A 26,228-nucleotide genomic window follows, 5' to 3' on the forward strand; every position below is an offset into this window, starting at 1 on the left:
GTCAGCTCGGGCTGGCCTGCGAGGCGACGGCGCTCGCCGGCACGGCAGCCTTCGGCCTGGCGGCGCTCGCCACCGGCGGCGCATCACGACCGATGTTGGCGGCGACGATGCGCTGGACCTCGGCGTCGGCGCCGTGATCGAGCTGACTGTAGACCTGCGTCTGGCTGGCCGGCGTGGTGCGCGGCGCATCGGCCAGCATCTTGCCGTCCTGCTGCCGGACATCGATCTCGGCATCCATCGAGAGGCCGACGCGCAGCGGATTGGCCTTGATCTGCTCGGCGTCGAGCGCGATCCGCACGGGCACGCGCTGCACCACCTTGATCCAGTTGCCGGTGGCGTTCTGCGCCGGCAGCAGCGCGAAGGCCGCACCGGTGCCGACGCCGAGGCCGGCCACGCGGCCGTCGTACTCGACCTTCTTGCCGTACAGGTCGGCCGTGAGCTTCACGGGCTGATCGATGCGGATGTTGCGCAGCTGCACTTCCTTGAAGTTGGCATCGACCCAGACCTGGTTGAGCGGCACGATCGACATCATCGGCGTGCCCGCGGCCACGCGCTGGCCGAGCTGCACGGTGCGCTTGGCGACGTAGCCGTCGACCGGCGCCGGCATCGCGACGCGCTGCGTGGCGAGGTAGGCCTCGCGCACCTTGGCCGCGGCGGCCAGCACGCTGGGGTGCTCGGCGACGCTCGTGCCTTCGGTCAGCGACTGGTTGCTGGCGAGCTGTTCGCGCGCGGAGACCACGCCGGCCTGCGCCGCTGCCAGCGCGCTCTTCGCATTGGCCAGCGCGGTCTCGGAATGGTCGAGTTCTTCCTTGGACACCGCACCGTTGCCGGAGAGCGCCTGGCGGCGCTTCAGGTCGTCCTGCGCGCGCGCGATGTCGCTCTGCGCTTTGACGATGTCCGACTGGCGCAGCGTGACCTGCGCGGCCAGCGAGCCGTTGTTGGCATACAAGGTGCGGACCTGGCGCACGGCCTGCGCGAGCGCGGCTTCGGCCTGGTCGAGCGCGACCCTGGCGTCGGCCGGATCGAGCTGCACCAGCGGCTGGCCGGCCTTCACGAGGTCGGTGTCGTCGGCCATGACGGCCGTCACCGTGCCGCTGATCTGCGGCGTGATCTGGATCACGTTGCCCTGCACGTAGGCGTTGTCGGTCGATTCGTAATGGCTCGCGACCAGCCATTCGTACAGGCCCCAGCCGGCACCGGCCAGGACCACGACCACGGCGAGGCCGGTCAATGCGCGGCGGCGCTTGCTGTTGGGGGCGGGCGTGCCGGCGGCTGATTCGACCGGGACGTCGGGGTTGGTGCTGGTATTGTCCATGAGTGTCTTTCGGGATTCGCTCGGTATTCAGGGGTGCGTGCTGGCAGAGGACAGCGCGGCGGTCTCGACGGAAGGCTGGTAGCCGCCACCGAGCGCGCGCGCCAGGGCGACCTGCGTGTCGAGCGCGCGCGCGGCCAGATCGACGGCCTGGGCGCGCTGCGCCAGAACGGTGGTCTCCGCCGTCAGCACGTTCAGGTAGTTGCCGAGACCCGCGCGGTAGCGCTGCACGGCGATGTCGTAGGCAGACTCGGCGGCCGCCTGGGCGTCGCGCTGCTCGACCTGCTGCCGGCCGATCGATTGTGCGCTGGCGACCTGGTCGGCCACGTCGCGCACGGCATCGAGCACCGTCGCGTTGTAGCTTTCGATCGCGGCATCGAGATCGGCGGCCTTGCCGCGCAGATTGGCCCGCAGCTTGCCGGCCTCGAAGATCGGCAGACGGATGGCCGGGCCCACGCCCCACTGCTGGCTGTCCGACTTCATCAGGTTGCTGAAGCCGATGCTCTGGAAGCCTGCGAAGGCCACCAGGTTGATGTTGGGATAGAACTGCGTCCTCGCATTGGCGACGTCGCGCGTCGCGGCTTCGACGCGCCAGCGCGCCGCGGCGATGTCGGCCCGGCGGCCGAGCAGGTCGGCCGGGATGGTGGGCTGCAGCGCGATGGGCTTGATGTCGGCGAGCGCGGGCGCCGTCAGCGACTGCGTCGCGTTCGGATGCGCGACCAATGCTTCGAGCGCGTGGCGCGTGATCTCGACCTGCTCGTTCAGTGCCTCGATCTGCTGGCGCGCCTGCGGCAGGCCGCCTTCGCTCTGGCGCAGTTCGAGGCGGGTATCGAGGCCGGCGGAGACGCGGTCGCGCACCAGCGCGAGCGTTTCCTGGCGCTGGGCCAGCGTGCGCTGCGCCACCGCGAGCTGGCCCGACAGCCGCGCCCACTGGAAGTAGCTGCGTGCGACGTTGCTGGCCAGCAGCACGCGGGCGGCCTCCTGGTCGGCCGCAGCGGCGTTGGCGGCACCGATGGCGGTGTCCAGCGCGGAGCGGTTCTTGCCGAAGAAATCGAGTTCCCAGCTGCCGTTGAGCTGCAGCGTGCCGGTCTCCTGGACCGACCCGCCGAGCGGCGCCGGATAGATGTAGGTATCGCTGAACTTCTGGCGGGTGAGATCGAGCGATCCGTTGAGCTGCGGCTTCAGGGCGGATTCGGCGATCATGGCCGAGGCCTGCGCGCGCGCGAGCCGGGCGCGCGCCACCTGCAGATTGGGGTTGCCCTCGATCGCCTGGTTCACCAGCGCATCGAGTTGCGCATCGCCGAACGCGAGCCACCATTGGCTCTCGACTGCGGGGATGGCGGGCATCGCAGCCGCCGCGGCGGGCTGCGCCTGCGAAAGACCGAGCGAATCGGCGTCACGCAGCTTGGCATGCGAATCGATGCCGGCCATGTCGGCGCAGCCGGCGAGTGCGAGCGCCATGGCGGCCGCGGCGACGGCCGTGACCTTGCGCAGGGCCGACTCAGGAAGAAGTTGAATCATCTTTTTCTCCACGGGCCGAAAGGGCCTGGGCGTTGTCGAGAATGCGGCGCAGATAGCTCTTGAGCTGTTCCCACTCTTCGCGGGAAAAACCGGCGAGGTGCTCGTTCTGCACGCGGCTGAGCACGTGCGGCACCTCCTCCGCGGCCGCGCGGCCTTCGTCGGTGAGTTCGATATTGACCACCCGGCGATCGGCGACGGAACGCACGCGGCGGCACAGGCCCTTGGCTTCGAGACGGTCGAGCAGGCGGGTCATCGCGCCGGTGTCGAGCTGGCACTCGCGCGCCAGTTCGGCCACCGTGGTGGCCTGCCCCATGTGCAGCTTGTGCAGCGGCACCCATTGCGGGTAGGTCGGACTGCCGGGCTCGCACATCTGGTGCTCGACCGATTGCCCGACCGCCGTCATGATGCGGCGCATGAGGTAGCCGATGCTTTCCTCGGCCCGGTAGGTCTCGGCCTTGTAGAAAGGCTGGACGGCCGATACCTGGTCGGGGCACGCCGACGGGACAGCTTTTCGACTGGGAGTCCTGGCTTCGGGCATACCCTGATAATAGCTGCCATGACAGTTACTGTCAAGGCGACCTTTGAGCTGGCAAGCGTTGGCTAGAATCACGACATGGCCTCCTCCGCTGCTTCTTCCCCGCTTGCCAAAGGCTCACCCAAGTCGCTGTCGGGACTGGCGCCGTTTCTGCGGCCCTACCGCGTCCAGATCGCGCTCGCCGGCCTGTTCCTGGTGCTCGCCGCCGCGACGACGCTGGTGTTTCCGCTGGCGCTGCGCAGCCTGATCGACGGCGGCCTGGTATCGAGCGACAAGGGGGCGCAGACGATGGCGCTGCGCGACCACTTCGTCGCCCTGTTCGGGGTGGCCGTGGCGCTCGGGCTGTTCTCCGCGGCGCGCTTCTACACCGTGAGCTGGCTCGGCGAACGGGTGACGGCGAATCTGCGCAATGCCGTCTACGCCCACGTACTGCACCAGAGCCCGGCCTTCTTCGAGACCACGCAGACCGGCGAAGTGCTGTCGCGCCTGACGGCCGACACGACCCTGGTGCAGACGGTGGTCGGCTCCTCGCTCAGCATGGGCCTGCGCAATGCCGTGATGGGCATCGGCGCGCTCGGCATCCTGGTGTGGACCAATCCCTACGTGATGGTCCAGGTGCTCGGCATCCTCGTGCTGGTGGTGCTGCCGAGCATGTGGTTCGGCCGTCGCGTGCGCAAGCTCTCGCGGGCCAGCCAGGACCGCGTGGCCGATTCGAGCGCGATCGCGGCCGAGGTGCTGAACGCGATTCCCGTGGTGCAGAGCTACACCGCCGAGACGCGGGAATCGGCCCGCTTCGACGCCTCCACCGACAACGCCTTCCGCACCGCCGTGCGCCGCGCCAAGGCGCGCTCGGTGCTGGTGGCCTTCATCATCATCGCGACCTCGGCGGCGCTGCTCTGGGGCCTGTACCAGGGCACGCAGGCGGTGCTGCACGGCGAGATCACGGCCGGCCATCTGGGACAGACCGTGGTCTACGTGATCATCCTGGCGAGCTCGGCGGCCGTGCTGGGCGAGGTCTACGGCGACCTGCTGCGCGCCGCCGGCGCGACCGAACGCCTGATGGAGCTGCTGCATGCCGAGCCCGCCATCGTGTCGCCGGCGCAACCGGCCAGGGCGGCCGTCCCCACCGCCGGCAGCAACCTGCGTCTCGAAGGCGTGCGCTTCCACTATCCCTCGCGGCCGGGCGTGCCTGCCCTGCGCGACTTCAGCCTGTCGGTGGCGCCCGGCGAAACCGTGGCGCTGGTCGGCTCCAGCGGGGCCGGCAAGAGCACCGTGTTCCAGCTGCTGCTGCGCTACTACGACCCGCAGTCGGGCCGCATCGAACTCGATGGCACGCCGCTCGCGGCGATGTCGCTCGGCGAACTGCGCACGCGCATCGGCCTGGTGCCGCAGGACGCCGTGATCTTCTCGACCAGCGCGCTCGAGAACATCCGCTACGGCCGGCCCGATGCCAGCGTCGAGGAAGTCCACGAAGCCGCCAGGGCGGCCTTCGCCGACGGCTTCCTGCGCGCCCTGCCCGAGGGCTACGACACCTTCCTCGGCGAGCGCGGCGTGCGGCTTTCAGGCGGGCAGCGCCAGCGCATCGCCATCGCGCGCGCCATGCTCAAGAACCCGCCGCTGCTGCTGCTCGACGAAGCCACCAGCGCGCTCGATGCCGAGAGCGAGCGCATGGTGCAGGCCGCGCTCGAATCGGCGATGGTGGGACGCACGACGCTGGTCATCGCGCACCGCCTCGCGACCGTGCAGAAGGCCGACCGCATCGTGGTGCTCGACCATGGCGGCATCGTGGAACAGGGCACGCACGCGACACTGGTCGCGGAGGGCGGCGTCTACGCGCGGCTGGCCGCGCTGCAGTTCACGTCCTGAGCCCGCGAGGGCGCGTCTACTGCAGCGTTTCCTTGAGTGCGGGGGGAACCGGCAGGGAGAACACCGGGATGCCTTCGTCGCGCAAGGACTGTGCCTGCTCGCGCGAGGCCTGGCCGCGGATGCCGCGCTCCTCGATCTCGCCGTAGTGCATCCGGCGCGCCTCGTCGGCGAAACGCTCGCCCACGTCTTCGGTCTGGGCCAGCACCTCGCGCACAGCACGCAGCAGTCGCGCCTCGGGCGTGTCGTTCGCAGGCGCGGCCGGCGCGGTCTCGGCGGGCGGCTTCGGATTGCCGAGATTCAGGCGCGGCGCGGTCAGCAGCTTGGTGATGACGGTGTCGCCGCAGATCGGGCATTCCACGAGCCCACTCGCAAGCTGGGTATCGAACGCTTCATTGGACGCGAACCAGCCCTCGAAGCCGTGGCCGTGGGCGCATTGGAGGTTGAGGACCTTCATGCGCCGATTATCGGCCGGCGCCGCCCGGAACGTGCGCGTCCCACTGAAGCGTCCATGCGCCCGACAGGACGTTCTGCAGCCAGAGCGCGCAGGTCTGCGTCTTGGCATCCGTCACCGTGCCGTCGCGGCACCAGCCGAACAGCTCTTGCGGTGTGGCGCTGATCACGTCGAGGAATTCGCCGTGATCGAGCTGGCGATCCCCGAGCGACAGGCCGCGCGCGAAATAGATGTGGATGATCTCGGTCGAGTAGGCGACCGCGAGATGCATCGCACCCGCATGCGCCCACTCGCGCGCCGTATAGCCGGTTTCCTCGAGCAGCTCGCGCTGGCCGCAGACGAGTGGATCTTCACCGGCATCGAGCTTGCCGGCCGGGAATTCGGTCATCACGCGCCCGATCGGATAGCGGTATTGCCGCTCCAGCACCAGGCGGCCGTCGTCGAGCAGCGGCACGATCACCACGGCACCCGGATGGACCACGTACTCGCGCGTCGCCGTGTGACCATCGGGCAGGCGCACGGTGTCGCGCATCGCGCGCAGAAAATTGCCCTGCAGCAGCAGCTCGCTGGCCGTGCCTTCTTCCTTCAGGTGTGCATCATCCATGGGCTGCGTGGCTCCGGTGTTTGAGCAGGTAACGCCAGGTGAAGCCCGGGAACGCGAGCACCACGAACAGCGCGGCGGTGACGGCGTAGAACTCCCATCCCTGCGGCGCGATCTGGCCCGCGCGGCTTTCGAACAGCAAGCCGATGCCGCCGGACACGAAATAGAGAACGACGAGCTCGCCCACGCGCACCGCCAGCAGCTTGACGCCGCCCGGCAGCGGCATCAGCCCGAACAGCCGCTCGTTGAGGAACGGCAGGTTGGCGGCTGCCAGCGCGACCAGCAGCACCACCCAGACCGAGGCGTTCTGCGACACGTGGGCGATCAGGTGGCCAGCGTGGCCACGATCGCCTTGGCACACAGCGTCATGAGGCCACCCGGCAGGATGCCGAGGATCAGGATCAGCGCGCCGTTGAGCGTCAGCACGGTTCGCACGTCGCGCGGCGCCGACACCGTGCTCGCCGTGACCGGCGCGTCGAAGTACATGACCTTGACCACGCGCAGGTAGTAGAACGCGCCGATCAGCGACATCAAGACCGCGAACACCGCCAGCCCGATATAGATCGCCTGGCCCGAAGCGATCAGCGCCTGCAGCACCGCCAGCTTGGCGTAGAAGCCGACCAGCGGCGGCACGCCCGCGAGCGAGAACATCGCCACCGCCATCACGCCCGCATAGAGCGGGCTGCGCTGGTTGAGGCCGGCGAGGTCGGTGATCTCCTCGCTCTCGAAACCCTCGCGCGCCAACAGCAGGATGATGCCGAAGCTCGCCAGCGTGGTCAGCACGTAGGTCACGATGTAGAACATCGAGGCGCTGTACGCGAACTGCGCGTTGTAGGTGTTGCCGTTGACCACGCCCGCCACCAGGCCGAGCAGCATGAAGCCCATCTGCCCGATGGTCGAATAGGCCAGCATGCGCTTGAGGTTGGTTTGCGCGATGGCCGCAAGGTTGCCGACCAGGAGCGATGCGATCGCGAGCAGGGCAAGCATCTGCTGCCAGTCGAAGGCCAGCGGCAGCAGCCCTTCCACCAGCAGCCGGATGATGATCGCGAAGGCCGCCAGCTCGGGCGCCGCGCCGATCAGCAGCGTGACCGCGGTTGGCGCGCCGTGGTAGACGTCGGGCACCCACATGTGGAACGGCGCCGCGCCCACCTTGAAGGCGAGCCCCGCGACGATGAACACCAGGCCGAACACCAGCACCTGGTGATTGACCTTGCGGCTCGCGATGGCCTTGAAGACCTCGTTGATGTCGAGCGAGCCGGTCGCGCCGTACATCATGGATAGACCATAGAGCAGGAAGCCGCTGGCCAGCGCGCCAAGAACGAAATACTTCATGGCGGCCTCGCTGGCCACCGCGTTGTCGCGCCTGAGCGCGACCAGCGCGTAGCTCGACAGCGTGAGCAGTTCGAGCCCGAGGTAGATCACCAGGAAATTGCTGCCCGAGATCATCACGAACATGCCGACCAGCGCGAACATGCTGAGGGTGAAGATCTCGCCGCCGGCGAGCATGCCGCGATCGCCCGCATACGGGCGGCCGTAGACCAGCGTGACCATCAGCGCGACGCTGGCGAAGCACTTGAGCCAGTTGCCCATCGGGTCGCTCACAACCATGCCGCCGAAGCCGTAGAGGGTCTGGCCGTCGGCCGCACTGAGCCCGGTCAGGACCGCAATGACCGCGAGCGTAAGCAGTGTCGCCACATAGGTGCCGGTGCGGCGTGCGCTGGTCGTCGACAGGTCGACCAGTGCGATGATGCAGGCCATGGCCAGCAGCAGCGTCTCGGGGTAGATCGTCATCCAGCTGAGTTTGTCAATCATCTCGTTCTCTTGTTCAGCGCGGACTCAGGGACTGGGGATCTTGGAGATCGCCACATGGTGCAGCAGCTCGGTCACCGAGGCGTTCATCGCGTCGGTGAAAGGCTTCGGATAGAGCCCCATCCACAGCACGGCGATCGCGAGCAGCGCCAGCATGAGGAATTCGCGCGCATCGATGTCGCTCAGTTCCTTGACGTGGTCGTTGCCCACCGGGCCGAGGTAGACGCGCTTGTACATCCACAGCGTGTAGGCCGCGCCCCAGATCAGCGCCGAGGCGGCGGCCAGGCCGATCCAGAAATTGGCCTTGACCGCGCCGAGGATCACCATCCATTCGCCGACGAAACCGGCAGTGCCCGGCAAGCCGCAATTGGCCATCGCGAACAGCAGCACGAAGGCCGCGAACTTGGGCATGGTGTTGACCACGCCGCCGTAGTCGGCGATCTGGCGCGAATGCACGCGGTCGTACAGCACGCCGATGCACAGGAACATCGCGCCCGACACGAAGCCGTGCGCGATCATCTGCACGATGCCGCCTGCCACGCCGAGTTCGCTGAAGATGAAGAAGCCGAGCGTGACGAAGCCCATGTGGGCCACCGACGAATAGGCCACCAGCTTCTTCATGTCCTGCTGCACCAGCGCGACCAGGCCGACGTAGATCACCGCGATCAGCGACAGCGCGATCATGAGCCAGGCCCACTCGTGCGAGGCATCCGGCGCGATCGGCATCGAGAAGCGCAGGAAACCGTAGGCGCCCAGCTTCAGCATGATCGCGGCCAGCACGGCGGAGCCACCGGTCGGTGCCTCGACGTGCACGTCCGGCAGCCACGTGTGGACCGGCCACATCGGCACCTTGACCGCGAAGGCCGCGAAGAAGGCGAAGAACAGGAAGGTCTGCGCACTCGCGGCCAGCGGCAGCTTGTGCCAGGTCAGGATGTCGAAGCTGCCGCCCGACTTGTTGTACAGGTAGATCAGCGCGACCAGCATCAGGAGCGAGCCGAGCAGCGTGTAGATGAAGAACTTGAAGGCCGCGTAGATCTTGTTCGGGCCGCCCCAGATGCCGATGATCAGGTACATCGGGATCAGCGTAGCTTCGAAGAACACGTAGAACAGGATGCCGTCGAGCGCCGAGAAGGTGCCGATCATCAGGCCCGAGAGGATCAGGAACGCGCCCATGTACTGGTTCACGCGCTCGGTGATGACTTCCCATGCCGAGATCACCACGATGACCGTGATGAAGGCGGTGAGCAGCACCAGCCACAGCGAGATGCCATCCAGGCCGACGTGGTAGTTGATGTTGAAGCGCTCGATCCAGCCCGTCTTCTCGACGAACTGCATCGCGGCCGTCCCGTTCTGGAAGCCGAGGAAGAGCGGCACGGTGACCAGGAAGCTCGCGATCGAACCGACGAGCGCGATCCAGCGCACGCCGTTCGCATGCTCGTCGCGCCCGAAGGCCAGCAGCACGACGCCGAACGCGATCGGCATCCAGATGGCAAGGCTCAGCAAACCCATTTTTGTTTTTCTCCAGCGAGAGCCGCTTACCGTTTGAACCAGACGAAGTACGTCATGAGGACGAAGATGCCCAGCAGCATCGCGAACGCGTAGTGGTAGATGTAGCCCGACTGCATCCAGCGCACGACACCGGCCACGCGGCCGACCAGCTTCCACGAGCCGTTGACGATGGCGCCGTCGATCACGCCCTGGTCACCGCCCTTCCACAGGCCCATGCCCAGCGCGCGGGTGCCGCGGGCGATCACGTTCTCGTTGAACCAGTCCATGTAGTACTTGTTGTCGAGCAGGCGATAGACCGGGCCGAAGCCGCGCTTGATCGCGGCCGGCAGCGCCGGATTGATGATGTACATGTACCAGGACAGCACCACGCCCGCGAGCGCGAGCCAGAACGGCGCGCCGGCCAGGCCGTGCAGCGCCATCGCCACCGGACCGTGGAAGGCCTCGGCCAGTTCCTTCATCGCCGGATGCGCGCCCTCGTTGACGGCGATCGCGCCCTTGAAGAAGTCGCCGAAGAGCATCGGCTCGATCGTCATGAAACCGATCACGGCGGACGGAATGGCGAGCAGCACCAGCGGCACCCAGATCACCCAGGGCGATTCATGCGGCTTCGCATGAGCATCGTGATGGCCGTGGCCATGGTCCGGTTCCTCGTCCGAAGGGTGGGCATGGTGCGCATCGGGATTCTGGTCGTAGCGCTCCTCGCCGTGGAACACGAGGAAGTACATGCGGAACGAGTAGAAGGCGGTCACGAACACGCCGGCCAGCACCGAGAAGTAGGCGAAATCGGAGCCCCACAGGTGGCTCTCGTGCACCGCCTCGATGATGCTGTCCTTGGAGTAGAAGCCGGCGAAGAAAGGCGTGCCGATCAGCGCCAGCGAACCCACCAGCGAGGTGATCCAGGTGATCGGCATGTACTTGCGCAGCCCGCCCATCCAGCGGATGTCCTGGTTGTGGTGCACGCCGATGATCACCGAGCCGGCGCCGAGGAACAGCAGCGCCTTGAAGAAGGCGTGCGTCATCAGGTGGAACACCGCGACCGAATAGGCCGAGGCGCCGAGCGCCACCGTCATGTAGCCGAGCTGCGAGAGCGTCGAATACGCGACCACGCGCTTGATGTCGTTCTGGATGATGCCGAGGAAACCCATGAACAGCGCGGTGATGGCGCCGATCACGAGCACGAAGCTCAAGGCCGTGTCGCTCAGTTCGAACAGCGGCGACATGCGCGCCACCATGAAGATGCCCGCCGTGACCATGGTCGCGGCGTGGATCAGCGCCGAGATCGGCGTCGGGCCTTCCATCGAATCGGGCAGCCACACGTGCAGCGGGAACTGCGCGCTCTTGCCCATCGCACCGATGAAGAGGCAGATGCAGACCACGGTGATCAGCATCCAGCCGGTGCCCGGGAAGCCGATCTGCGCCAGCCCGTCGGCCTTGGCGAAGACCTCGCCGTAGTTCAGCGTGCCGGCATAGGCTGCGATCAGGCCGATGCCGAGGATGAAGCCGAAGTCGCCCACGCGGTTGACCAGGAAGGCCTTCAGGTTCGCGAAGATCGCACTCGGCTTGTTGAACCAGAAGCCGATCAGCAGATAGGACACCAGGCCCACCGCCTCCCAGCCGAAGAACAGCTGGAGCATGTTGTTGCTCATCACGAGCATCAGCATCGAGAAGGTGAACAGCGAGATGTACGAGAAGAAGCGGTTGTAGCCCTCGTCCTCTTCCATATAGCCGATGGTGTAGATGTGCACCATCAGCGACACGAAGGTCACCACGCACATCATCATCGCGGTGAGGCCGTCGACCAGGAAGCCGATCTCCATCTTGATGCCGCCGACCGTCATCCATTCGTAGATGGTCGCGTTGAAGTGCGCGCCGTCGTAGACCACGCTCTTGAGCGTCATCGCCGAGATCACGAAGGCGATGAACACGCCGAGGATGGTCAGCGAATGCGTGAAACGCCGGCCGATGTGGTCGCCGCCGAACTTGGTGGCGAACAGCCCGGGCACGATGGCGCCGACCAGGGGCGCCAGCGGAACGGCCAGCAGCGTGGATGCGGAAAGTGTTGCGCTCATGGGATTCTTCTTTTCAATGATCGCAAGGCATCACGGCTCTCACCCATTCGGGAGCTGCCGCGGAACCGGCTTGGCCGGGCCGCTGGCTGCGCCCCCTGAAGGGGGTTGGCGAAGCGACACGAAGTGCGCGAAGACTGGGGGTCATCCTTTTAATGCGTTGAGCTCGTCGATGTTGATGTTCGACTTGTTGCGGAACAGCAAGACCAGCAGGGCCAGTCCGATCGCCGACTCCGCGGCGGCCACGGTCAGGATGAAGAACACGAAGATCTGCCCGTGCATGTCGCCCAGGTAGTACGAGAAGGCGACGAAGTTGATGTTGACTGCGAGCAGCATCAGCTCGATGCACATCAGCAGCACGATCAGGTTCTTGCGGTTGAGGAAGATCCCGATGACCGACAGCGCGAAAAGCATCGCGCCGAGCGAGAGAAAGTGTCCGAGCGTGAGCGTCATGCCTTGGTCTCCGCGGAAGCCGTGGGTTGCTCGGCGACAGGTTGCGCCGCACGCGTGACCGGCATCTGCACGATGCGCACGCGGTCGCGCGCCTTCACGCGGACCTGGTCGGACGGGTTCTGGTATTTGCTGTCCTTGCGCGCGCGCAGCGTGAGCGCGATGGCCGCAACGATGGCCACGAGCAGGATGACGGCCGCGATCTCCAACGGATAGAGATAGCCGGTGTACAGCAGCTTGCCGAGCTCGAGCGTGTTCGAGCTGTCCGGGCCGCCGACCATCGCGCTCCTCGGCGCGGCCAGGCGGAAGCCGCCCATCAGCACGCCGGCCATCTCGAGCGCGATCAGCGCGCCGACCCCGGCCGCGAGCGGAAAGTGCTTCCAGAACCCCTGTCGCAACCCATCGACGTTGATGTCGAGCATCATCACGACGAACAGGAACAGCACCATCACCGCGCCCACGTAGACAAGCACCAGCACGATCGCGAGGAACTCGGCGCGCAGCAGCAGCCAGATGGCCGCGGCCTGGAAGAAGGCGAGCACCAGGTAGAGCGCCGCATACACGGGGTTGCGCGCGGTGATGACGCGGAAGGCCGCGAACAGCAGCACCGCGGCAAACAGATAGAACAGACCGGTCTTGACGTCCATGGATCGACTTGGTTTTCTTAGCGGTACTTGGCGTCCGCTGCCTTGTTGGCGGCGATCTCTTTTTCGTAGCGGTCACCGACGGCCAGCAGCATGTCCTTGGTGAAGTAGAGGTCGCCGCGCTTCTCGCCGTGGTATTCGAAGATGTGGGTCTCGACGATCGAGTCGACCGGGCAGCTTTCCTCGCAGAAGCCGCAGAAGATGCACTTGGTCAGGTCGATGTCGTAGCGCGTGGTGCGGCGCGAGCCGTCGTCGCGCACGTCGGATTCGATGGTGATCGCCAGCGCCGGGCACACGGCTTCGCACAGCTTGCAGGCGATGCAGCGCTCCTCGCCGTTCTCGTAGCGGCGCAGCGCGTGCAGGCCGCGAAAGCGCGGCGACAGCGGCGTCTTTTCCTCCGGGAACTGCACGGTGATCTTGCGGCTGAACGCGTACTTGCCGGTGAGGGCCAGGCCCTTGAACAACTCGAACAGCATGAAGCTGGACAGAAAGTCCTTGAGCGAGAACGAGGGCGCGCTCGACGTGGCGGTGTGCGCAGACATGGCGATTCCAGTCAATTCCAGATGTTGAACGGGGTCTGCATCCAGGCGCCGACCACCACCAGCCACACGAGCGTGACCGGAATGAAGATCTTCCAGCCCAGCCGCATGATCTGGTCATAGCGAAAGCGCGGGAAGGTCGAGCGGACCCAGAGGAACATGGTGACCACGCAGAAGGTCTTGATGCCCAGCCAGATCCAGCCCGGAATGAAGCTGAGGAATTCGAAGGGCGGCAGCCAGCCGCCGAGGAACAGGATGACGGTCAGGATCGAGACCAGCCACATGTTGGCGTACTCGGCCAGGAAGAACATGGCGAAGCTCATGCCCGAGTACTCGATCATGTGGCCCGCGACGATTTCCGATTCGCCTTCCACCACGTCGAAGGGGTGGCGGTTGGTCTCGGCCAGGCCGGAGATGAAGTAGACGAAGAAGATCGGCAGCAGCGACAGCCAGTTCCACGACAGGAAGCCGACGCCCATGGCCGCGAAGTGGCCCCTGCCCTGCCCCGCCACGATGTCGCTCATGTTGAGGCTGGCCGACACCATCAGCACGACGACGAAGCAGAAGCCCATTGCGATCTCGTAGCTGACCATCTGCGCCGAGGCGCGCAGCGCGCCGAGGAAGGCGTACTTGGAGTTGGAGGCCCAGCCCGCGATGATCACGCCGTAGACCTCGAGCGAGGTGATGGCCATGACGAACAGCAGCCCGGCATTGATGTTGGCCAGTGCGACGTCGGGCCCGAACGGAATGACCACCCACGCGGCCAGCGCCGGCATGATGGTCATGATCGGCCCGAGCAGGAACAGCCCCTTGTTGGCGACCGTCGGCAGGATGATTTCCTTGGTCAGCAGCTTGAGTGCATCGGCGATGGGCTGCAGCAGGCCCAGCGGCCCGATGCGGTTGGGGCCGATGCGGATCTGCGTGAAGCCGATCGCCTTGCGCTCCCATAGCGTCAGGTAGGCCACGGCCAACATCAGCGGGATCACCACGACCACGATCTTGATCAGCGTCCAGATGATCGGCCACCAGAAGCCGGTCCACCAGCCGGCATGGGCCAGCCCGAGGCCGAAGCCGTAGATCGCGTCGATCATGCCGACACCTCCTGCCTGGCGGCATGCGCGTGGCGCGCATCGGCCGTCAGCTGCAGCGAGGTGGCGCGACGGACGATCGAATCGAGCTGGTAGATGCTGGCGACCGCAGGCGCCGCATGCGAAGCGCCGCCGCCGGCGATCGCGGCCGTCGTGGCATTGTTCAGCCGATCGGCCGGCACCGGCCCCGGCGCGGCGAAGCCGGCATCGGCCAGCACATCGGCCGTCGATTCGAAGGAGAAGCCGGAAAGACCCAGCAGATTGGCCAGCACGCGCAGCACCTTCCACGCCGGACGCGCTTCGCCCAGCGGCTTGACGACGGCATGGAAACTCTGCGCGCGGCCTTCGGCATTGACGAAGGTGCCGGGCGTCTCGGTGAACGGCGCGATCGGCAGCAGCACGTCGCTGAATTCGAGGTTGGCCTTGAAGGGGCTCAGCGTCACGACCATCTGGGCATGCGTGAGCGCATCGACCGCGGAGACGCCCGCGGCCGAGTCGAACACCGGCTCGTTGTTGAGCAGCAGCACCGCCTTGAGCGCGCCGCCGAGCATGGCGCCGGCGTGCAGGCCGCCCTCCTTCGGCAGTGCACCGACGAGCTGCGCACCGACCGTGTTCGCGGCTTCGGTGAGATAGCCGACGCTGGCGCCGGTCTGCCCGCCGATCCACTGGGCCAGCGCGAGCAGGCTGCCGGCCTCGGCATGGTGCGCGGCCGCGTTGCCGAGCAGGATCGCCTTGCGTTCGCCGCCGAGCAGCGAAGCGGCCAGCGCCTTCGCGGCGTCGCCGGCGGCGGCCGTGCGGCTCACCGGCGCCGCGGCGCCCGTGCTTTCGGCGATCGCGCCGGCGATCTCGGCCAGCGCATCGAACCAGTCATGCGCCGGCACGCGCACGGCGTTCGCCACGGGCATCGCCCAGGCGTCGGCATCGGCGAACAGTTCGGGCGAGGTCACGGCGCTCAGCACGCCGCCCCTGCGCACCGCCTGGCGGATGCGCTGCGCGAACAGCGGATGGTCCTTGCGCAGGTTGCTGCCGACCACGAGCACGCGTTGCAGCTGCGACAGCGAAGCGATCGAGGTGCCGAGCCAGCGCACGCCCTCGGACGCGGAAAAATCGGCGTTGCGCAGGCGGTGGTCGATGTTGCCGCTGCCGAGGCCGTGCATCAGCAGCTTGGCCAGGTGCAGCTCTTCGAGCGTGCTGTGCGGGCTCGCCAGCGTGCCGATGCTTTGCGCACCGTGGTCGGCCTTGATCTGCTTCAAGCCATTGGCCACGTATTCGAGCGCGGTCTGCCAGTCGACCTGTTGCCACTGGCCGCCCTGCTTGAGCATCGGCTGCGTCAGGCGCTCGGGGCTGTTCAACGCTTCGTACGAGAAGCGGTCGCGGTCGGCGATCCAGCATTCGTTCACATCCTCGTTCTCGAGCGGAACGACGCGCATGACCTTGTTGTTCTTGACCTGGACGATCAGGTTGGCACCGGTCGAATCGTGCGGGCTGATCGACTTGCGGCGCGACAGCTCCCAGGTGCGGGCGCTGTAGCGGAAGGGCTTGCTGGTGAGCGCGCCGACCGGGCAGATGTCGATCATGTTGCCGGAGAGTTCGGAGTCGACCGAATCGCCGAGGAAGGTCTCGATCTCGGAATGCTCGCCACGGTGCGACATGCCGAGCTCCATCACGCCGGCCACTTCCTGGCCGAAGCGCACGCAGCGCGTGCAATGGATGCAGCGGCTCATCTCTTCCATGCTGATGAGCGGGCCGACGTCCTTGTGGAACACGACGCGCTTTTCTTCCTCGTAGCGCGAGGACGAACCGCCGTAGCCCACCGCCAGATCCTGCAGCTGGCATTCGCCGCCCTGGTCGCAGATCGGGCAATCGAGCGGATGGTTGATCAGCAGGAACTCCATGACCGACTGCTGGGCCTTGATGGCCTTGTCGCTCTTGGTGCGAACGATCATGCCCTGCGTCACCGGCGTGGCGCAGGCCGGCATCGGCTTGGGCGCCTTCTCGACATCGACCAGGCACATGCGGCAATTGGCCGCGATGCTGAGCTTCTTGTGGTAGCAGAAGTGCGGAATGTAGGTGCCCGCCTTGTCGGCCGCATGCATGATCATGCTGCCTTCGACGATGTCGACCTTCTTGCCGTCGAGTTCGATTTCAACCATATGTGTGTCTTGCTCAGGCCTTGGCCGTCGTCTTGGGGACGTAGCCTGGAATCAGCGCCTCGAACTCGTGGCGGAAGTGCTTGATCATGGCCCGCACCGGCATTGCGGCGGCATCGCCGAGCGCGCAGATCGTGCGGCCCTGGATGTTGTCGGCCACCGAGTTGAGCAGGTCCATGTCGGAGGCCTTGCCCTGCCCGTTGTGGATGCGGTCCACCACGCGCCAGAGCCAGCCCGTGCCTTCGCGGCAGGGCGTGCACTGGCCGCAGGACTCGTGCATGTAGAAATACGAGAGCCGCTTGAGCGACTCGACCATCGAGCGGCTGTCGTCCATCACGATCACCGCGCCCGAGCCGAGCATCGAGCCGGCCTTGGCGATGGCGTCGTAGTCCATCGTGCAGTCCATCATGATCGATGCCGGCAGCACCGGCGCCGAGGAGCCGCCGGGAATCACGGCCTTGAGCTGGCGCCCCTTGCGCACGCCGCCCGCGAGTTCGAGCAGCTTGGAGAACGGCGTGCCCATCGGGATCTCGTAGTTGCCGGGCAGCTCGACGTCGCCGCTGACCGAGAAGATCTTGGTGCCGCCGTTGTTCGGCTTGCCGCATTCGAGGTACGCAGCGCCGCCGTTGACGATGATCCACGGCACGGCCGCGAAGGTCTCGGTGTTGTTGATGGTCGTCGGCTTGCCGTAGAGGCCGAAGCTGGCCGGGAACGGCGGCTTGAAGCGCGGCTGGCCCTTCTTGCCTTCGAGCGATTCGAGCAGCGCGGTTTCCTCGCCGCAGATATAGGCGCCGAAGCCGTGCGCGGCATGCAACTGGAAGTTGTAGCTGCTGCCGAGGATGCCGTCGCCCAGATAGCCGGCAGCACGGGCTTCCTCGAGCGCTTCCTCGAAGCGCTCGTAGGTCGTGAAGATCTCGCCGTGGATGTAGTTGTAGCCGACGCTGATGCCCATCGCATAGGCGGCGATGGCCATGCCCTCGATCACGATGTGCGGGTTGTACTGCAGCAGGTCGCGGTCCTTGCAGGTGCCGGGCTCGCCCTCGTCCGAATTGCAGACCAGGTACTTCTGGCCCGGAAACTGGCGCGGCATGAAGCTCCACTTGAGGCCGGTCGGGAAGCCCGCGCCGCCGCGGCCGCGCAGGCCCGAAGCCTTGACCTCGGCGATCACCTGGTCGGGCGTCAGCCCTTCGGCGAGGATCTTGCGCAGCGCCTGGTAGCCGCCGCGCGCCTCGTAGTCGGCCAGGCGCCAGTTGGTGCCGTTCAGGCCGGCATAGATCTGCGGCGTGATGTGGCGGTCGTGGAAGCAGGTCTGGACGCCGGTGGCCTGGAACTGCGAGAGCACTTGCTCGGGGGTCGTCATGGCGCGCCCTCCGTCGCCGCGTTGCGCAGGCCGTCGATCATCTGGTCGATCTTCTCGTTGCTCATGAAGCTGCACATGGTGCGGTCGTTGACCAGCATCACCGGCGAATCGGCGCAGGCGCCCAGGCATTCGCTCTGCTGCAGCGTGAACATGCCGTCGGGCGTGGTCTCGCCCATGCGGATGCCGAGCTTCTTCTCGCAATGCACGAGCGCCACCGCGCCGTCGCGCAACTGGCACGGCAGGTTGGTGCAGACGTTGAGCTTGTACTTGCCCACCGGCCGCTGGTTGTACATGTTGTAGAAGGTCGTGACCTCGTGCACGGCGATCGGCGCGATGCCGAGGTAGGCGGCGATCTCGCGCTCGCGCTGCATGCTCACGAAGCCTTCGTCCTTCTGGACGATGGTCAGGCAGGCCATCACGGCCGACTGCTTGCCTGCTGGCGGGTACTTGGCGACTTCGCGCGCGAAGAGATCGAGCGTCGCCGCCGACAGCGGCGCCGAGGCGCCGGTGGGTGTGTCGTGGGAAGTGGCAGAGGTCATTGGCGCGTTCACCTGTCGATTTCGCCGAACACGATGTCCATGGTGCCGATCACCGCGACGGCGTCGGCGATCATGTGGCCGCGCGACATCTCGTCGAGCGCGGCGAGGTGCGGAAAGCCCGGCGCACGGATCTTCAGCCGGTAGGGCTTGTTGGCGCCGTCGCTCACGAGGTAGATGCCGAACTCGCCCTTGGGATGCTCGACCGCGGCGTAGGCCTCGCCTTCGGGCACGTGGAAGCCTTCGGTGAAGAGCTTGAAATGGTGGATCAGCTCCTCCATGTTGGCCTTCATCGACTCGCGCGCCGGTGCCGCGACCTTGTGGTTGTCAGTGATCACCGGGCCCGCATTCTTGCGCAGCCAGGCCGAGCACTGCTGGATGATCCGGTTGGCCTGGCGCATCTCTTCGACGCGCACGAGGTAGCGGTCGTAGCAGTCACCGGTCTTGCCGACGGCGATGTCGAAGTCCATGCGGTCGTAGACGTCGTAGGGCTGCTTCTTGCGCAGGTCCCACTCGATGCCCGAGCCGCGCAGCATCGGGCCGGTGAAGCCGAGGTTGAGCGCGCGCTCCGGCGTGACGACGCCGATGCCGACCGTGCGCTGCTTCCAGATGCGGTTGTCGGTGAGCAGCGTCTCGTACTCGTCGACCATCTTCGGAAAGCGCCGGCAGAAGTCGTCGATGAAATCGAGCAGCGAGCCCTGGCGGTTCTGGTTGAGGCGCTCGATCGCCTTCGCGTTCTTGATCTTGCTGACCTTGTACTGCGGCATCGCGTCCGGCAGGTCGCGGTAGACGCCGCCCGGACGGAAATAGGCCGCATGCATGCGCGCGCCGGACACGGCCTCGTACATGTCGAACAGGTCCTCGCGCTCGCGAAAGCAGTAGATGAGCATGTTCATCGCACCGCAGTCCAGGCCGTGCGCACCGAGCCACAGCAGGTGGTTCAGCAAGCGCGTGATCTCGGCGAACATGACGCGGATGTACTGCGCACGCTCCGGCACCTCGAGGCCCATCAGGCGCTCGATGGCGAGGCAGTACGCGTGCTCGTTGCTCATCATCGAGACGTAATCGAGCCGGTCCATGTAGGGCAGCGACTGGATGTACGTGCGCGTTTCGGCGAGCTTTTCGGTCGCGCGATGCAAGAGGCCGATGTGCGGGTCGGCGCGCTGGATCACTTCGCCGTCGAGCTCGAGCACCAGGCGCAGCACGCCGTGCGCTGCCGGATGCTGGGGACCGAAGTTGAGCGTGTAGTTCTTGATTTCCGCCATGTCAATGCAATCCGCCGTAGTTGTCTTCGCGGATTACGCGCGGCGTGATCTCGCGCGGCTCGATCGACACCGGCTGGTAGATCACGCGCTTCTGGTCCGCGTCGTAGCGCATCTCGACATGCCCGGAAACGGGGAAGTCCTTGCGGAACGGATGGCCGATGAAGCCGTAATCCGTGAGGATGCGGCGCAGATCGTCATGGCCCTCGAACACGATGCCGTAGAGATCGAAGGCTTCGCGCTCGAACCAGCCTGCGGCGTTCCAGATGCCGGTCAGCGAATCGATCACCGGCAGGTCTTCGTTGGGCACGAACACCTTGAGGCGCACGCGCTGGTTGAGGCTGACCGACAGCAGGTGCGTGACGACGCAGAAGCGCTCGCCTTCCCAGGTGCCTTCGCGGTAGTCGGAATAGTCGAGGCCGCAGAGATCGATCAGCTGCTCGAAGCGGCAGCCCGGCGCATCGCGCAGCAGAGTCGCGGCCTCGATGTAGTCGGCCGCGCCGACCACCACCGTCACCTCGCCGAGACGCAGGGTGACGCTCCTGGCTTTGGCGCCGAGCGTTTCGGTGATCTGGGTCTTCAGTGCCTCGGGAGCAATGGCAAAGTCGGTCATCGTCTCTCGCTTGGTTCAGGCACGCGCGATCGTGTTGGTGCGTCGGATCTTCTGCTGCAGCTGGATGATTCCGTACAGCAGCGCCTCGGCGGTCGGCGGGCAGCCCGGCACGTAGACGTCGACCGGCACGATGCGGTCGCAGCCGCGCACGACCGAATAGCTGTAGTGGTAATAGCCGCCGCCGTTGGCGCACGAGCCCATCGACAGCACCCAGCGCGGCTCGGGCATCTGGTCGTAGACCTTGCGCAGCGCGGGCGCCATCTTGTTGCACAGCGTGCCCGCCACGATCATCAGATCGGACTGGCGCGGACTCGGGCGGAACAGCATGCCGAAGCGGTCGATGTCGTAGCGCGCGGCGCCGGCGTGCATCATCTCCACGGCACAGCATGCGAGGCCGAAGGTCATCGGCCACAGTGATCCGGTCTTGGCCCAGTTCACCACCGAGTCGTAGGTGGTGGTGACGAAGCCTTCCTTCATGACGCCTTCAATGGCCATTTCGCGGATTCCTTGTCATTCCCAGTCGAGGGCGCCTTTTTTCCACTCGTAGACGAAGCCCACGACGAGGATGGCGAGAAAGATCATCATGGCCCAGAAGCCGACGGCGCCGATCTGCTTGAGCGCGATCGCCCACGGAAAGAGAAAGGCGATCTCGAGATCGAAAAGAATGAAGAGGATGGCGACCAGGTAGTAGCGCACATCGAACTTCATGCGCGCATCCTCGAAGGCTTCGAAGCCGCATTCGTAGGGCGCGTTTTTCTGGGCGTCGGGGCGGTTGGGCCCGAGGATGTAACCGAGAACCTGAGGCGCGACGCCTACACCGACACCGACCAGGATGAACAGCAGGACGGGGAGGTAGGAATCGAGGTTCATCGGGAGGTTCTATCACCGCTTGCCACCGGCAGGAAGCGTTCATTCCTGCCGGTGAGATTTGGTGCGGTCGGCGAGACTCGAACTCGCACAGCTTTCGCCACTACCCCCTCAAGATAGCGTGTCTACCAATTTCACCACGACCGCGGTTTTTTGCTGTCCGAATGGCATGAGGAACCCGTTGAGGTTTTGGCTTTCCGGACAGCTTTAGAGTTTACCCTGAAATGCGGTCGTTTTCACTCGACGGCCGCATCGATCACGCGCGGATCACTTGCTCGGGATCTGGCCAGCGCCCGAAGCAGGTGCAGCCGGCGCCGACGCCGTGGCGCTCGCGGCCTGCGCGGCAGGTTCGCTGCCCGCAGGGATCTGCCCTGCCGCGTTCGAGGCCGCGGGTGCCGGCGGCGGTGCGGCGATGGCCGCGCGTTCGAGCAGGCTGCCGCCGCCCGAAGGCTGCGCATGACCGAAGTAGGCCAGCATCAGCGTGCAGGCGAAGAAGACCGCAGCGAGCACCGCCGTCGTGCGCGAAAGAAAGTTCGCGCTGCCGCTGGCACCGAAGAGACTGCCCGCACTGCCGCTGCCGAAGGCCGCGCCCATGTCGGCGCCCTTGCCGTGCTGGATCAGGATCAGGCCGATCATCGCGAGCGCGGTGAGCATCTGCACGCCCACCAGGATATTGAGGACCACGTTCATTCGTTCTAACTCCTAATTGATTGGCCGTCGCGCCCGCATCAGCGCGCCGCGGCAATGATCTGCAGAAAATCGGGCGCCTTCAGCGAGGCGCCGCCGATCAGGCCGCCGTCGATATCGGCCTGCGCCAGCAGCTCGGCCGCATTGGCGGCGTTCATGCTGCCGCCATAGAGAATCCGGATGCCGGCGGCGTGTTCGCTCGCGGCATGGTGCAGCTGTGCGCGCAGCAAGGCATGCACCGCCTGCGCCTCGTCGGGTGTCGCGGTCTTGCCGGTGCCGATGGCCCACACGGGCTCGTAGGCGACGACGACTTCGCTGATGCAATGGCCGTTGACATGGATCACCGCCGCGAGCTGTCGCTTGACGACGTCCTCGGTCTGCCCCGCTTCGCGCTGTGCCAGCGTTTCGCCGACGCAGACGATCGGCGTGATGCCGTTGGCAAGCGCAGCGGCGGTCTTGGCAGCCACCGTCTCGTCCGTCTCGCCGTGGTACTGGCGGCGCTCCGAATGACCGACGATCGCATAGCGCACGCCGAAGTCCTTCAGCATCGCAGCCGATTGCTCGCCCGTGAACGCGCCTTGCACCTGGGCCGACAGGTCCTGCGCGCCGAGCGCGATCGGCGAGCGCGCGACCAGCGCCTGCACCTGCGCCAGGTACGGCGCCGGAACGCACACCGCGACCTCGCAGGCGGGCGTGCCGATGCCCTGCAGCAGGGCCTTCAACAGCGCCTCGTTGGTGCCGAGGCTGCCGTTCATCTTCCAGTTGCCGGCGATCAGCTTCTTCTTCGTCATGGCCGTCTCTTCACCAGGTCAGCACGATCTTGCCGATGTGCTGATTCGATTCCATCAACGCGTGCGCCTGCGCGGCGCCGCTCGGCTCGCCGCCGGCAGCGAAGCTGCTGTGGACCACGGGCTTGACCGCGCCGCTTTCGAGCAGCGGCCAGACCTTCTCGCGCAAGGCCTTGGCGATCGCGCCCTTGAAGGCGATCGGCCGCGGACGCAAGGTCGAGCCGGTGACCGTGAGCCGCTTGCGCAGCACCATGCCAGCGTTGAACTCGCTCTTGACGCCGCCCTGCACCGCGATGATCACGAGGCGGCCGTCTTCGCCCAGGCATTCGATCTCGCGCGCGACATAGCTGCCGGCGACCATGTCGAGCACGACGTCCACACCCTTGCCGCCGGTGAGGCGCTTGGCCTCCGCGACGAAATCCGCGGTCTTGTAGTTGATCGCATGGTCGGCACCGAGCTTGCGGCAGGCTTCGCACTTGTCGTCGCTGCCCGCGGTGACGATCACGGTGGCGCCGAGCGCCTTGCCGAGCTGGATCGCCGTCACGCCGATGCCGCTCGAGCCGCCCTGGATCAGCAGCGTCTCGCCCTTCTGCAGGCGGCCGCGTTCGAACACGTTGCTCCAGACGGTGAAGAAGGTCTCGGGCAGCGTGGCCGCATCGGCATCGCTCCATCCCTTGGGCACGGGCAGGCATTGCGCGACGGGCGCCGCGCACAGCTCGGCATAGCCGCCGCCGGCGACCAGCGCGCACACGTGGTCGCCGATCTTGAATCCCGCATCAGCCATTGCCTTCGCGTCGCCCGACACGATCTCGCCGGCCACCTCGAGGCCCGGCAGGTCGGAAGCGCCCGGCGGCACCGGATAGTTGCCGGTGCGCTGCAGCACGTCGGGCCGGTTCACGCCGCTCGCGGCCACGCGGATCAGCAATTCGCCCGCGCCCGCGACCGGCGCAGGACGTTCCACCACGCGCAGCACCTCGGGGGCACCGAACGATGTGATTTCAATGGCTTTCATGGTTTTTCCTGGCAGCGCCCGGCGGGCGGAAATCGCTGGTTCCACGACGCGCGGCGGCGTTGCAGCCGCCGCGCGCACCTCATCAGGATTGATGCTCGCCGCGATGGGCGTCCTGCGGCAACGGCTGTTGCTCGACCACCTGCTCGGCCTGTTCGCCGCCACGCTCGTTGTTGTTGTTCTCGAAGCGCGGTGCGCGCTCGGGACGCGGCGGACGATCGCCACGGTCGCCGCCGCGATCACCACGGTCGGAACGCTCGCGGCGCTCGCGGTCTTCGCGCGGCGGACGGTCGTTGAACTCCATGCCGGCCGGACGCTCGGTCAATGCCTTCATCGACAGCTTGACACGGCCCTTCTCGTCGGTCTCGAGCACCTTGACCTTGACGATCTGGCCTTCGCTCAGGTAGTCGGTCACCTTCTCGACACGTTCGTGCGCGATCTGGCTGATGTGCAGCAGACCGTCCTTGCCGGGCAGCAGGTTGATCAGGGCGCCGAAGTCGAGGATCTTGGTGACCGGGCCTTCGTAGACCTTGCCGATCTCGACTTCCGCCGTGATCTGCTCGATGCGCTTCTTGGCCATCTCGGCCTTCTCGGGATCGGTCGAGGCGATGGTGATGGTGCCGTCCTCGTCGATGTTGATCTGCGTGCCGGTTTCCTCGGTCAGCGCGCGGATCACCGAGCCGCCCTTGCCGATCACGTCGCGGATCTTCTCGGGGTTGATCTTCATCGTGAACAGGCGCGGCGCGAAGCTCGAGACCTCGGCCTTCGCCTCGCCCATCGCTTCCTGCATCTTGCCGAGGATGTGCATGCGCGCCTCCTTGGCCTGCGCCAGCGCGACCTGCATGATTTCCTTGGTGATGCCCTGGATCTTGATGTCCATCTGCAGCGCGGTGATACCGTTGGTCGTGCCGGCCACCTTGAAGTCCATGTCGCCCAGATGATCTTCGTCGCCCAGGATGTCGGTCAGCACCGCGAAGCGGTTGTCTTCCTTGATCAGACCCATCGCGATGCCGGCCACGTGCGCCTTCATCGGCACGCCGGCGTCCATCATCGAGAGACAGCCGCCGCAGACCGAGGCCATCGACGAGGAACCGTTCGACTCGGTGATCTCGGACACGACGCGGATGGTGTAGGGAAACTCGTCCTTGCTCGGCAGGCAGGCCACGAGCGCGCGCTTGGCCAGGCGGCCATGGCCGACTTCGCGGCGCTTGGTCGAGCCCATGCGGCCCACTTCGCCGGTGGCGAAGGGAGGCATGTTGTAGTGGAACAGGAAGCGGTCTTCGTATTCGCCCATCAGCGCGTCGATGCGCTGCGCGTCGCGTTCGGTGCCGAGCGTGGTCACGACCAGCGCCTGGGTTTCGCCGCGTGTGAAGAGCGCAGAGCCGTGGGTGCGCGGCAGCACGCTGTTGCGGATCTCGATCGGACGCACGGTGCGCGTGTCGCGGCCGTCGATGCGCGGCTCGCCGGCCAGGATCTGGCCGCGGACGATCTTCGACTCGATCGCGAACAGCAGGTCGTTGACCTTGCCGGCGTCGAAGGGCTCGCCGCTTTCCTTGAGCGCGGCCATCACGCCGGCGTTGGCTTCGCGCAGCGCTTGCGTGCGGGCCTGCTTGCTGCGGATCTGGTAGACCGCGCGCAGTTTCTCTTCGGCCAGGCCCTTGACCTTGGCGACGAAGGCTTCGTCTTCGGCCGGCGCCTTCCAGTCCCACACCGGCTTGCCGGCATCGCGCACGAGTTCGTGGATCGCATTGATCGCGATGTTGGCCTGCTCATGGCCGAACACCACGCCGCCGAGCATGATTTCTTCGCTCAGTTGCAGGGCTTCGGACTCGACCATCAGCACGGCGGCTTCGGTGCCGGCGACCACGAGATCCATCTGCGAATCCTTGCGCGCGGTCTGGCCGGGGTTGAGCACGTACTGGCCGTTGATGTAGCCCACGCGCGCGGCGCCGATCGGGCCGCTGAAGGGAATGCCGGAGACCGACAGCGCGGCGCTCACGCCGATCATGGCGGCGATGTCGGCATCGACCTCGGGGTTGAGCGACAGCGTGTGGATGACCACGTGCACTTCGTTCAGGAAGCCTTCGGGAAAGAGCGGGCGGATCGGGCGGTCGATCAAGCGCGAGGTCAGGGTCTCGTGCTCGCTGGGCTTGGCTTCGCGCTTGAAGAAGCTGCCGGGGATCTTGCCCGCGGCATAGGTCTTCTCGATGTAGTCGACGGTCAGCGGAAAGAAATCCTGGCCGGGCTTGGCGGTCTTGGAGGCGACCACGGTGGCCAGCACCACGGTTCCTTCGATGTCCACGACCACGGCGCCACTGGCCTGGCGGGCGATCTCGCCGGTTTCCAGCACGACGGTCTTGTCGCCCCATTGGAACGACTTGGTGACTTTGTTGAAGAGGCTCATGTTTAGCTCCTGTTTTGGATGGCGGCCAACCTGTGCGGATCACAGGCCCCGCGGGGGCTGGAGCGCTTTCCAGAACACGATGCCATTCCAGAGAAGCTCGGTTCGAACTTCGATGGAATGACACAGCTTCGCTCTGTCTGGCACTCCGGAAACGATTCGCG

The 26,228-nt window shown here is 66.2% G+C and carries 25 protein-coding genes and 1 tRNA gene; 1 reads left to right on the top strand and 25 read right to left on the bottom strand.

Features of this window, described 5'->3' with window-relative positions; translation table 11 throughout:
- Position 1: 1 nt before the first annotated feature.
- Genes E5P2_RS16120 through E5P2_RS16130 form a run of 3 tightly spaced genes read right to left on the bottom strand, consistent with a single transcriptional unit; the run spans position 2 to position 3,371 of the window.
- On the bottom strand, positions 2-1,315 hold the full coding sequence (locus E5P2_RS16120) for an efflux RND transporter periplasmic adaptor subunit (RefSeq protein WP_162568139.1): 1,314 nt from the start codon (positions 1,313-1,315) through the stop codon (positions 2-4).
- A gap of 27 nt (positions 1,316-1,342) precedes the next feature.
- The gene (locus E5P2_RS16125; protein WP_162568140.1) at positions 1,343-2,833 is read right to left on the bottom strand and encodes an efflux transporter outer membrane subunit; all 1,491 of its coding nucleotides are present in this window, start codon (positions 2,831-2,833) and stop codon (positions 1,343-1,345) included.
- A complete protein-coding gene (locus E5P2_RS16130) occupies positions 2,814-3,371 on the bottom strand; it encodes a MarR family winged helix-turn-helix transcriptional regulator (RefSeq protein WP_162570512.1) in 558 nt (185 codons plus the stop codon). Before E5P2_RS16130 ends, E5P2_RS16125 begins: the two co-directional genes overlap by 20 nt.
- A gap of 75 nt (positions 3,372-3,446) precedes the next feature.
- On the opposite strand from E5P2_RS16130, the gene E5P2_RS16135 reads away from it, so the two are divergent.
- A complete protein-coding gene (locus tag E5P2_RS16135; RefSeq protein ID WP_162568141.1) occupies positions 3,447-5,234 on the top strand; it encodes an ABC transporter transmembrane domain-containing protein in 1,788 nt (595 codons plus the stop codon).
- A 16-nt stretch (positions 5,235-5,250) separates the two neighbouring features.
- On the opposite strand, the gene E5P2_RS16140 is transcribed toward E5P2_RS16135, so the two are convergent.
- The 22 genes from E5P2_RS16140 to pnp form a co-directional block, all read right to left on the bottom strand.
- Positions 5,251-5,688 (bottom strand): DUF1178 family protein, encoded by a 438-nt coding sequence (locus E5P2_RS16140; RefSeq protein WP_162568142.1) that lies wholly within the window; start codon positions 5,686-5,688, stop codon positions 5,251-5,253.
- A 7-nt stretch (positions 5,689-5,695) separates the two neighbouring features.
- Positions 5,696-6,289 carry an NUDIX domain-containing protein gene (locus tag E5P2_RS16145; RefSeq protein ID WP_162568143.1) on the bottom strand — a complete coding sequence of 198 codons (594 nt, stop codon included), beginning with the start codon at positions 6,287-6,289 and terminating at the stop codon, positions 5,696-5,698.
- A complete protein-coding gene (locus E5P2_RS16150) occupies positions 6,282-6,602 on the bottom strand; it encodes a DUF2818 family protein (protein WP_162568144.1) in 321 nt (106 codons plus the stop codon). Before E5P2_RS16150 ends, E5P2_RS16145 begins: the two co-directional genes overlap by 8 nt.
- Positions 6,603-6,610: 8 nt before the next feature.
- Entirely contained in the window at positions 6,611-8,098 is a 1,488-nt protein-coding gene (gene nuoN, locus E5P2_RS16155; protein WP_162568145.1) for an NADH-quinone oxidoreductase subunit NuoN, read from the bottom strand.
- Positions 8,099-8,122: 24 nt separating this feature from the next.
- Positions 8,123-9,604, bottom strand: coding sequence for an NADH-quinone oxidoreductase subunit M (locus tag E5P2_RS16160; protein ID WP_162568146.1), 1,482 nt, complete (start codon positions 9,602-9,604; stop codon positions 8,123-8,125).
- A 26-nt stretch (positions 9,605-9,630) separates the two neighbouring features.
- Positions 9,631-11,673, bottom strand: coding sequence for an NADH-quinone oxidoreductase subunit L (gene nuoL / locus E5P2_RS16165; protein ID WP_162568147.1), 2,043 nt, complete (start codon positions 11,671-11,673; stop codon positions 9,631-9,633).
- Between the two features lie 141 nt (positions 11,674-11,814).
- Positions 11,815-12,123, bottom strand: coding sequence for an NADH-quinone oxidoreductase subunit NuoK (nuoK, locus tag E5P2_RS16170; RefSeq protein ID WP_162568148.1), 309 nt, complete (start codon positions 12,121-12,123; stop codon positions 11,815-11,817).
- Positions 12,120-12,767 carry an NADH-quinone oxidoreductase subunit J gene (locus E5P2_RS16175; RefSeq protein ID WP_162568149.1) on the bottom strand — a complete coding sequence of 216 codons (648 nt, stop codon included), beginning with the start codon at positions 12,765-12,767 and terminating at the stop codon, positions 12,120-12,122. The genes nuoK and E5P2_RS16175 overlap by 4 nt, the downstream gene beginning before the upstream one ends.
- Positions 12,768-12,784: 17 nt before the next feature.
- The gene (gene nuoI / locus E5P2_RS16180) at positions 12,785-13,306 is read right to left on the bottom strand and encodes an NADH-quinone oxidoreductase subunit NuoI (protein WP_162568150.1); all 522 of its coding nucleotides are present in this window, start codon (positions 13,304-13,306) and stop codon (positions 12,785-12,787) included.
- Between the two features lie 11 nt (positions 13,307-13,317).
- Positions 13,318-14,394 (bottom strand): NADH-quinone oxidoreductase subunit NuoH, encoded by a 1,077-nt coding sequence (gene nuoH, locus E5P2_RS16185; protein WP_162568151.1) that lies wholly within the window; start codon positions 14,392-14,394, stop codon positions 13,318-13,320.
- Positions 14,391-16,544 (bottom strand): NADH-quinone oxidoreductase subunit NuoG, encoded by a 2,154-nt coding sequence (gene nuoG, locus E5P2_RS16190; protein WP_162568152.1) that lies wholly within the window; start codon positions 16,542-16,544, stop codon positions 14,391-14,393. The genes nuoH and nuoG overlap by 4 nt, the downstream gene beginning before the upstream one ends.
- A gap of 13 nt (positions 16,545-16,557) precedes the next feature.
- Positions 16,558-17,901: an NADH-quinone oxidoreductase subunit NuoF gene (nuoF, locus tag E5P2_RS16195; RefSeq protein ID WP_162568153.1), complete on the bottom strand. Its 1,344-nt coding sequence runs from the start codon at positions 17,899-17,901 to the stop codon at positions 16,558-16,560.
- Positions 17,898-18,440: an NADH-quinone oxidoreductase subunit NuoE family protein gene (locus tag E5P2_RS16200; protein WP_162568154.1), complete on the bottom strand. Its 543-nt coding sequence runs from the start codon at positions 18,438-18,440 to the stop codon at positions 17,898-17,900. Before E5P2_RS16200 ends, nuoF begins: the two co-directional genes overlap by 4 nt.
- Positions 18,441-18,448: 8 nt before the next feature.
- On the bottom strand, positions 18,449-19,702 hold the full coding sequence (locus tag E5P2_RS16205; protein WP_162568155.1) for an NADH-quinone oxidoreductase subunit D: 1,254 nt from the start codon (positions 19,700-19,702) through the stop codon (positions 18,449-18,451).
- A 1-nt stretch (position 19,703) separates the two neighbouring features.
- Positions 19,704-20,312, bottom strand: coding sequence for an NADH-quinone oxidoreductase subunit C (locus tag E5P2_RS16210; RefSeq protein WP_162568156.1), 609 nt, complete (start codon positions 20,310-20,312; stop codon positions 19,704-19,706).
- A gap of 15 nt (positions 20,313-20,327) precedes the next feature.
- Positions 20,328-20,807, bottom strand: coding sequence for a NuoB/complex I 20 kDa subunit family protein (locus E5P2_RS16215; RefSeq protein WP_021008163.1), 480 nt, complete (start codon positions 20,805-20,807; stop codon positions 20,328-20,330).
- A gap of 15 nt (positions 20,808-20,822) precedes the next feature.
- On the bottom strand, positions 20,823-21,182 hold the full coding sequence (locus E5P2_RS16220; protein WP_162568157.1) for an NADH-quinone oxidoreductase subunit A: 360 nt from the start codon (positions 21,180-21,182) through the stop codon (positions 20,823-20,825).
- A 59-nt stretch (positions 21,183-21,241) separates the two neighbouring features.
- Positions 21,242-21,326: transfer RNA gene (locus tag E5P2_RS16225), tRNA-Leu, on the bottom strand.
- 120 nt (positions 21,327-21,446) lie between these two features.
- A complete protein-coding gene (secG, locus tag E5P2_RS16230) occupies positions 21,447-21,869 on the bottom strand; it encodes a preprotein translocase subunit SecG (protein WP_162568158.1) in 423 nt (140 codons plus the stop codon).
- 38 nt (positions 21,870-21,907) lie between these two features.
- The gene (tpiA, locus tag E5P2_RS16235) at positions 21,908-22,657 is read right to left on the bottom strand and encodes a triose-phosphate isomerase (protein ID WP_162568159.1); all 750 of its coding nucleotides are present in this window, start codon (positions 22,655-22,657) and stop codon (positions 21,908-21,910) included.
- A 10-nt stretch (positions 22,658-22,667) separates the two neighbouring features.
- The gene (locus E5P2_RS16240) at positions 22,668-23,666 is read right to left on the bottom strand and encodes an NAD(P)H-quinone oxidoreductase (RefSeq protein ID WP_162568160.1); all 999 of its coding nucleotides are present in this window, start codon (positions 23,664-23,666) and stop codon (positions 22,668-22,670) included.
- An 82-nt stretch (positions 23,667-23,748) separates the two neighbouring features.
- Positions 23,749-26,067 carry a polyribonucleotide nucleotidyltransferase gene (pnp, locus tag E5P2_RS16245; RefSeq protein WP_232080719.1) on the bottom strand — a complete coding sequence of 773 codons (2,319 nt, stop codon included), beginning with the start codon at positions 26,065-26,067 and terminating at the stop codon, positions 23,749-23,751.
- Positions 26,068-26,228 lie beyond the last annotated feature (161 nt).

Source organism: Variovorax sp. SRS16 (genome assembly GCF_901827165.1).
GTDB lineage: Bacteria > Pseudomonadota > Gammaproteobacteria > Burkholderiales > Burkholderiaceae_C > Variovorax.

Bases quoted from the DNA above. Each gene is read 5' to 3' on its own strand.
- E5P2_RS16215 (WP_021008163.1), bottom strand. From the start codon at position 20,807: ATGGCCATTGAAGGCGTCATGAAGGAAGGCTTCGTCACCACCACCTAC.
- E5P2_RS16140 (WP_162568142.1), bottom strand. From the start codon at position 5,688: ATGAAGGTCCTCAACCTCCAATGCGCCCACGGCCACGGCTTCGAGGGC.
- E5P2_RS16125 (WP_162568140.1), bottom strand. From the start codon at position 2,833: ATGATTCAACTTCTTCCTGAGTCGGCCCTGCGCAAGGTCACGGCCGTC.
- secG (WP_162568158.1), bottom strand. From the start codon at position 21,869: ATGAACGTGGTCCTCAATATCCTGGTGGGCGTGCAGATGCTCACCGCG.
- nuoH (WP_162568151.1), bottom strand. From the start codon at position 14,394: ATGATCGACGCGATCTACGGCTTCGGCCTCGGGCTGGCCCATGCCGGC.
- tpiA (WP_162568159.1), bottom strand. From the start codon at position 22,657: ATGACGAAGAAGAAGCTGATCGCCGGCAACTGGAAGATGAACGGCAGC.
- nuoL (WP_162568147.1), bottom strand. From the start codon at position 11,673: ATGAGCGCAACACTTTCCGCATCCACGCTGCTGGCCGTTCCGCTGGCG.
- nuoN (WP_162568145.1), bottom strand. From the start codon at position 8,098: ATGATTGACAAACTCAGCTGGATGACGATCTACCCCGAGACGCTGCTG.
- E5P2_RS16160 (WP_162568146.1), bottom strand. From the start codon at position 9,604: ATGGGTTTGCTGAGCCTTGCCATCTGGATGCCGATCGCGTTCGGCGTC.
- E5P2_RS16200 (WP_162568154.1), bottom strand. From the start codon at position 18,440: ATGACCTCTGCCACTTCCCACGACACACCCACCGGCGCCTCGGCGCCG.
- E5P2_RS16145 (WP_162568143.1), bottom strand. From the start codon at position 6,289: ATGGATGATGCACACCTGAAGGAAGAAGGCACGGCCAGCGAGCTGCTG.
- nuoG (WP_162568152.1), bottom strand. From the start codon at position 16,544: ATGGTTGAAATCGAACTCGACGGCAAGAAGGTCGACATCGTCGAAGGC.
- E5P2_RS16135 (WP_162568141.1), top strand. From the start codon at position 3,447: ATGGCCTCCTCCGCTGCTTCTTCCCCGCTTGCCAAAGGCTCACCCAAG.
- E5P2_RS16120 (WP_162568139.1), bottom strand. From the start codon at position 1,315: ATGGACAATACCAGCACCAACCCCGACGTCCCGGTCGAATCAGCCGCC.
- nuoI (WP_162568150.1), bottom strand. From the start codon at position 13,306: ATGTCTGCGCACACCGCCACGTCGAGCGCGCCCTCGTTCTCGCTCAAG.
- pnp (WP_232080719.1), bottom strand. From the start codon at position 26,067: ATGAGCCTCTTCAACAAAGTCACCAAGTCGTTCCAATGGGGCGACAAG.
- E5P2_RS16210 (WP_162568156.1), bottom strand. From the start codon at position 20,312: ATGACCGACTTTGCCATTGCTCCCGAGGCACTGAAGACCCAGATCACC.
- E5P2_RS16240 (WP_162568160.1), bottom strand. From the start codon at position 23,666: ATGAAAGCCATTGAAATCACATCGTTCGGTGCCCCCGAGGTGCTGCGC.
- E5P2_RS16130 (WP_162570512.1), bottom strand. From the start codon at position 3,371: ATGCCCGAAGCCAGGACTCCCAGTCGAAAAGCTGTCCCGTCGGCGTGC.
- nuoF (WP_162568153.1), bottom strand. From the start codon at position 17,901: ATGACGACCCCCGAGCAAGTGCTCTCGCAGTTCCAGGCCACCGGCGTC.
- E5P2_RS16220 (WP_162568157.1), bottom strand. From the start codon at position 21,182: ATGAACCTCGATTCCTACCTCCCCGTCCTGCTGTTCATCCTGGTCGGT.
- E5P2_RS16175 (WP_162568149.1), bottom strand. From the start codon at position 12,767: ATGGACGTCAAGACCGGTCTGTTCTATCTGTTTGCCGCGGTGCTGCTG.
- E5P2_RS16205 (WP_162568155.1), bottom strand. From the start codon at position 19,702: ATGGCGGAAATCAAGAACTACACGCTCAACTTCGGTCCCCAGCATCCG.
- nuoK (WP_162568148.1), bottom strand. From the start codon at position 12,123: ATGACGCTCACGCTCGGACACTTTCTCTCGCTCGGCGCGATGCTTTTC.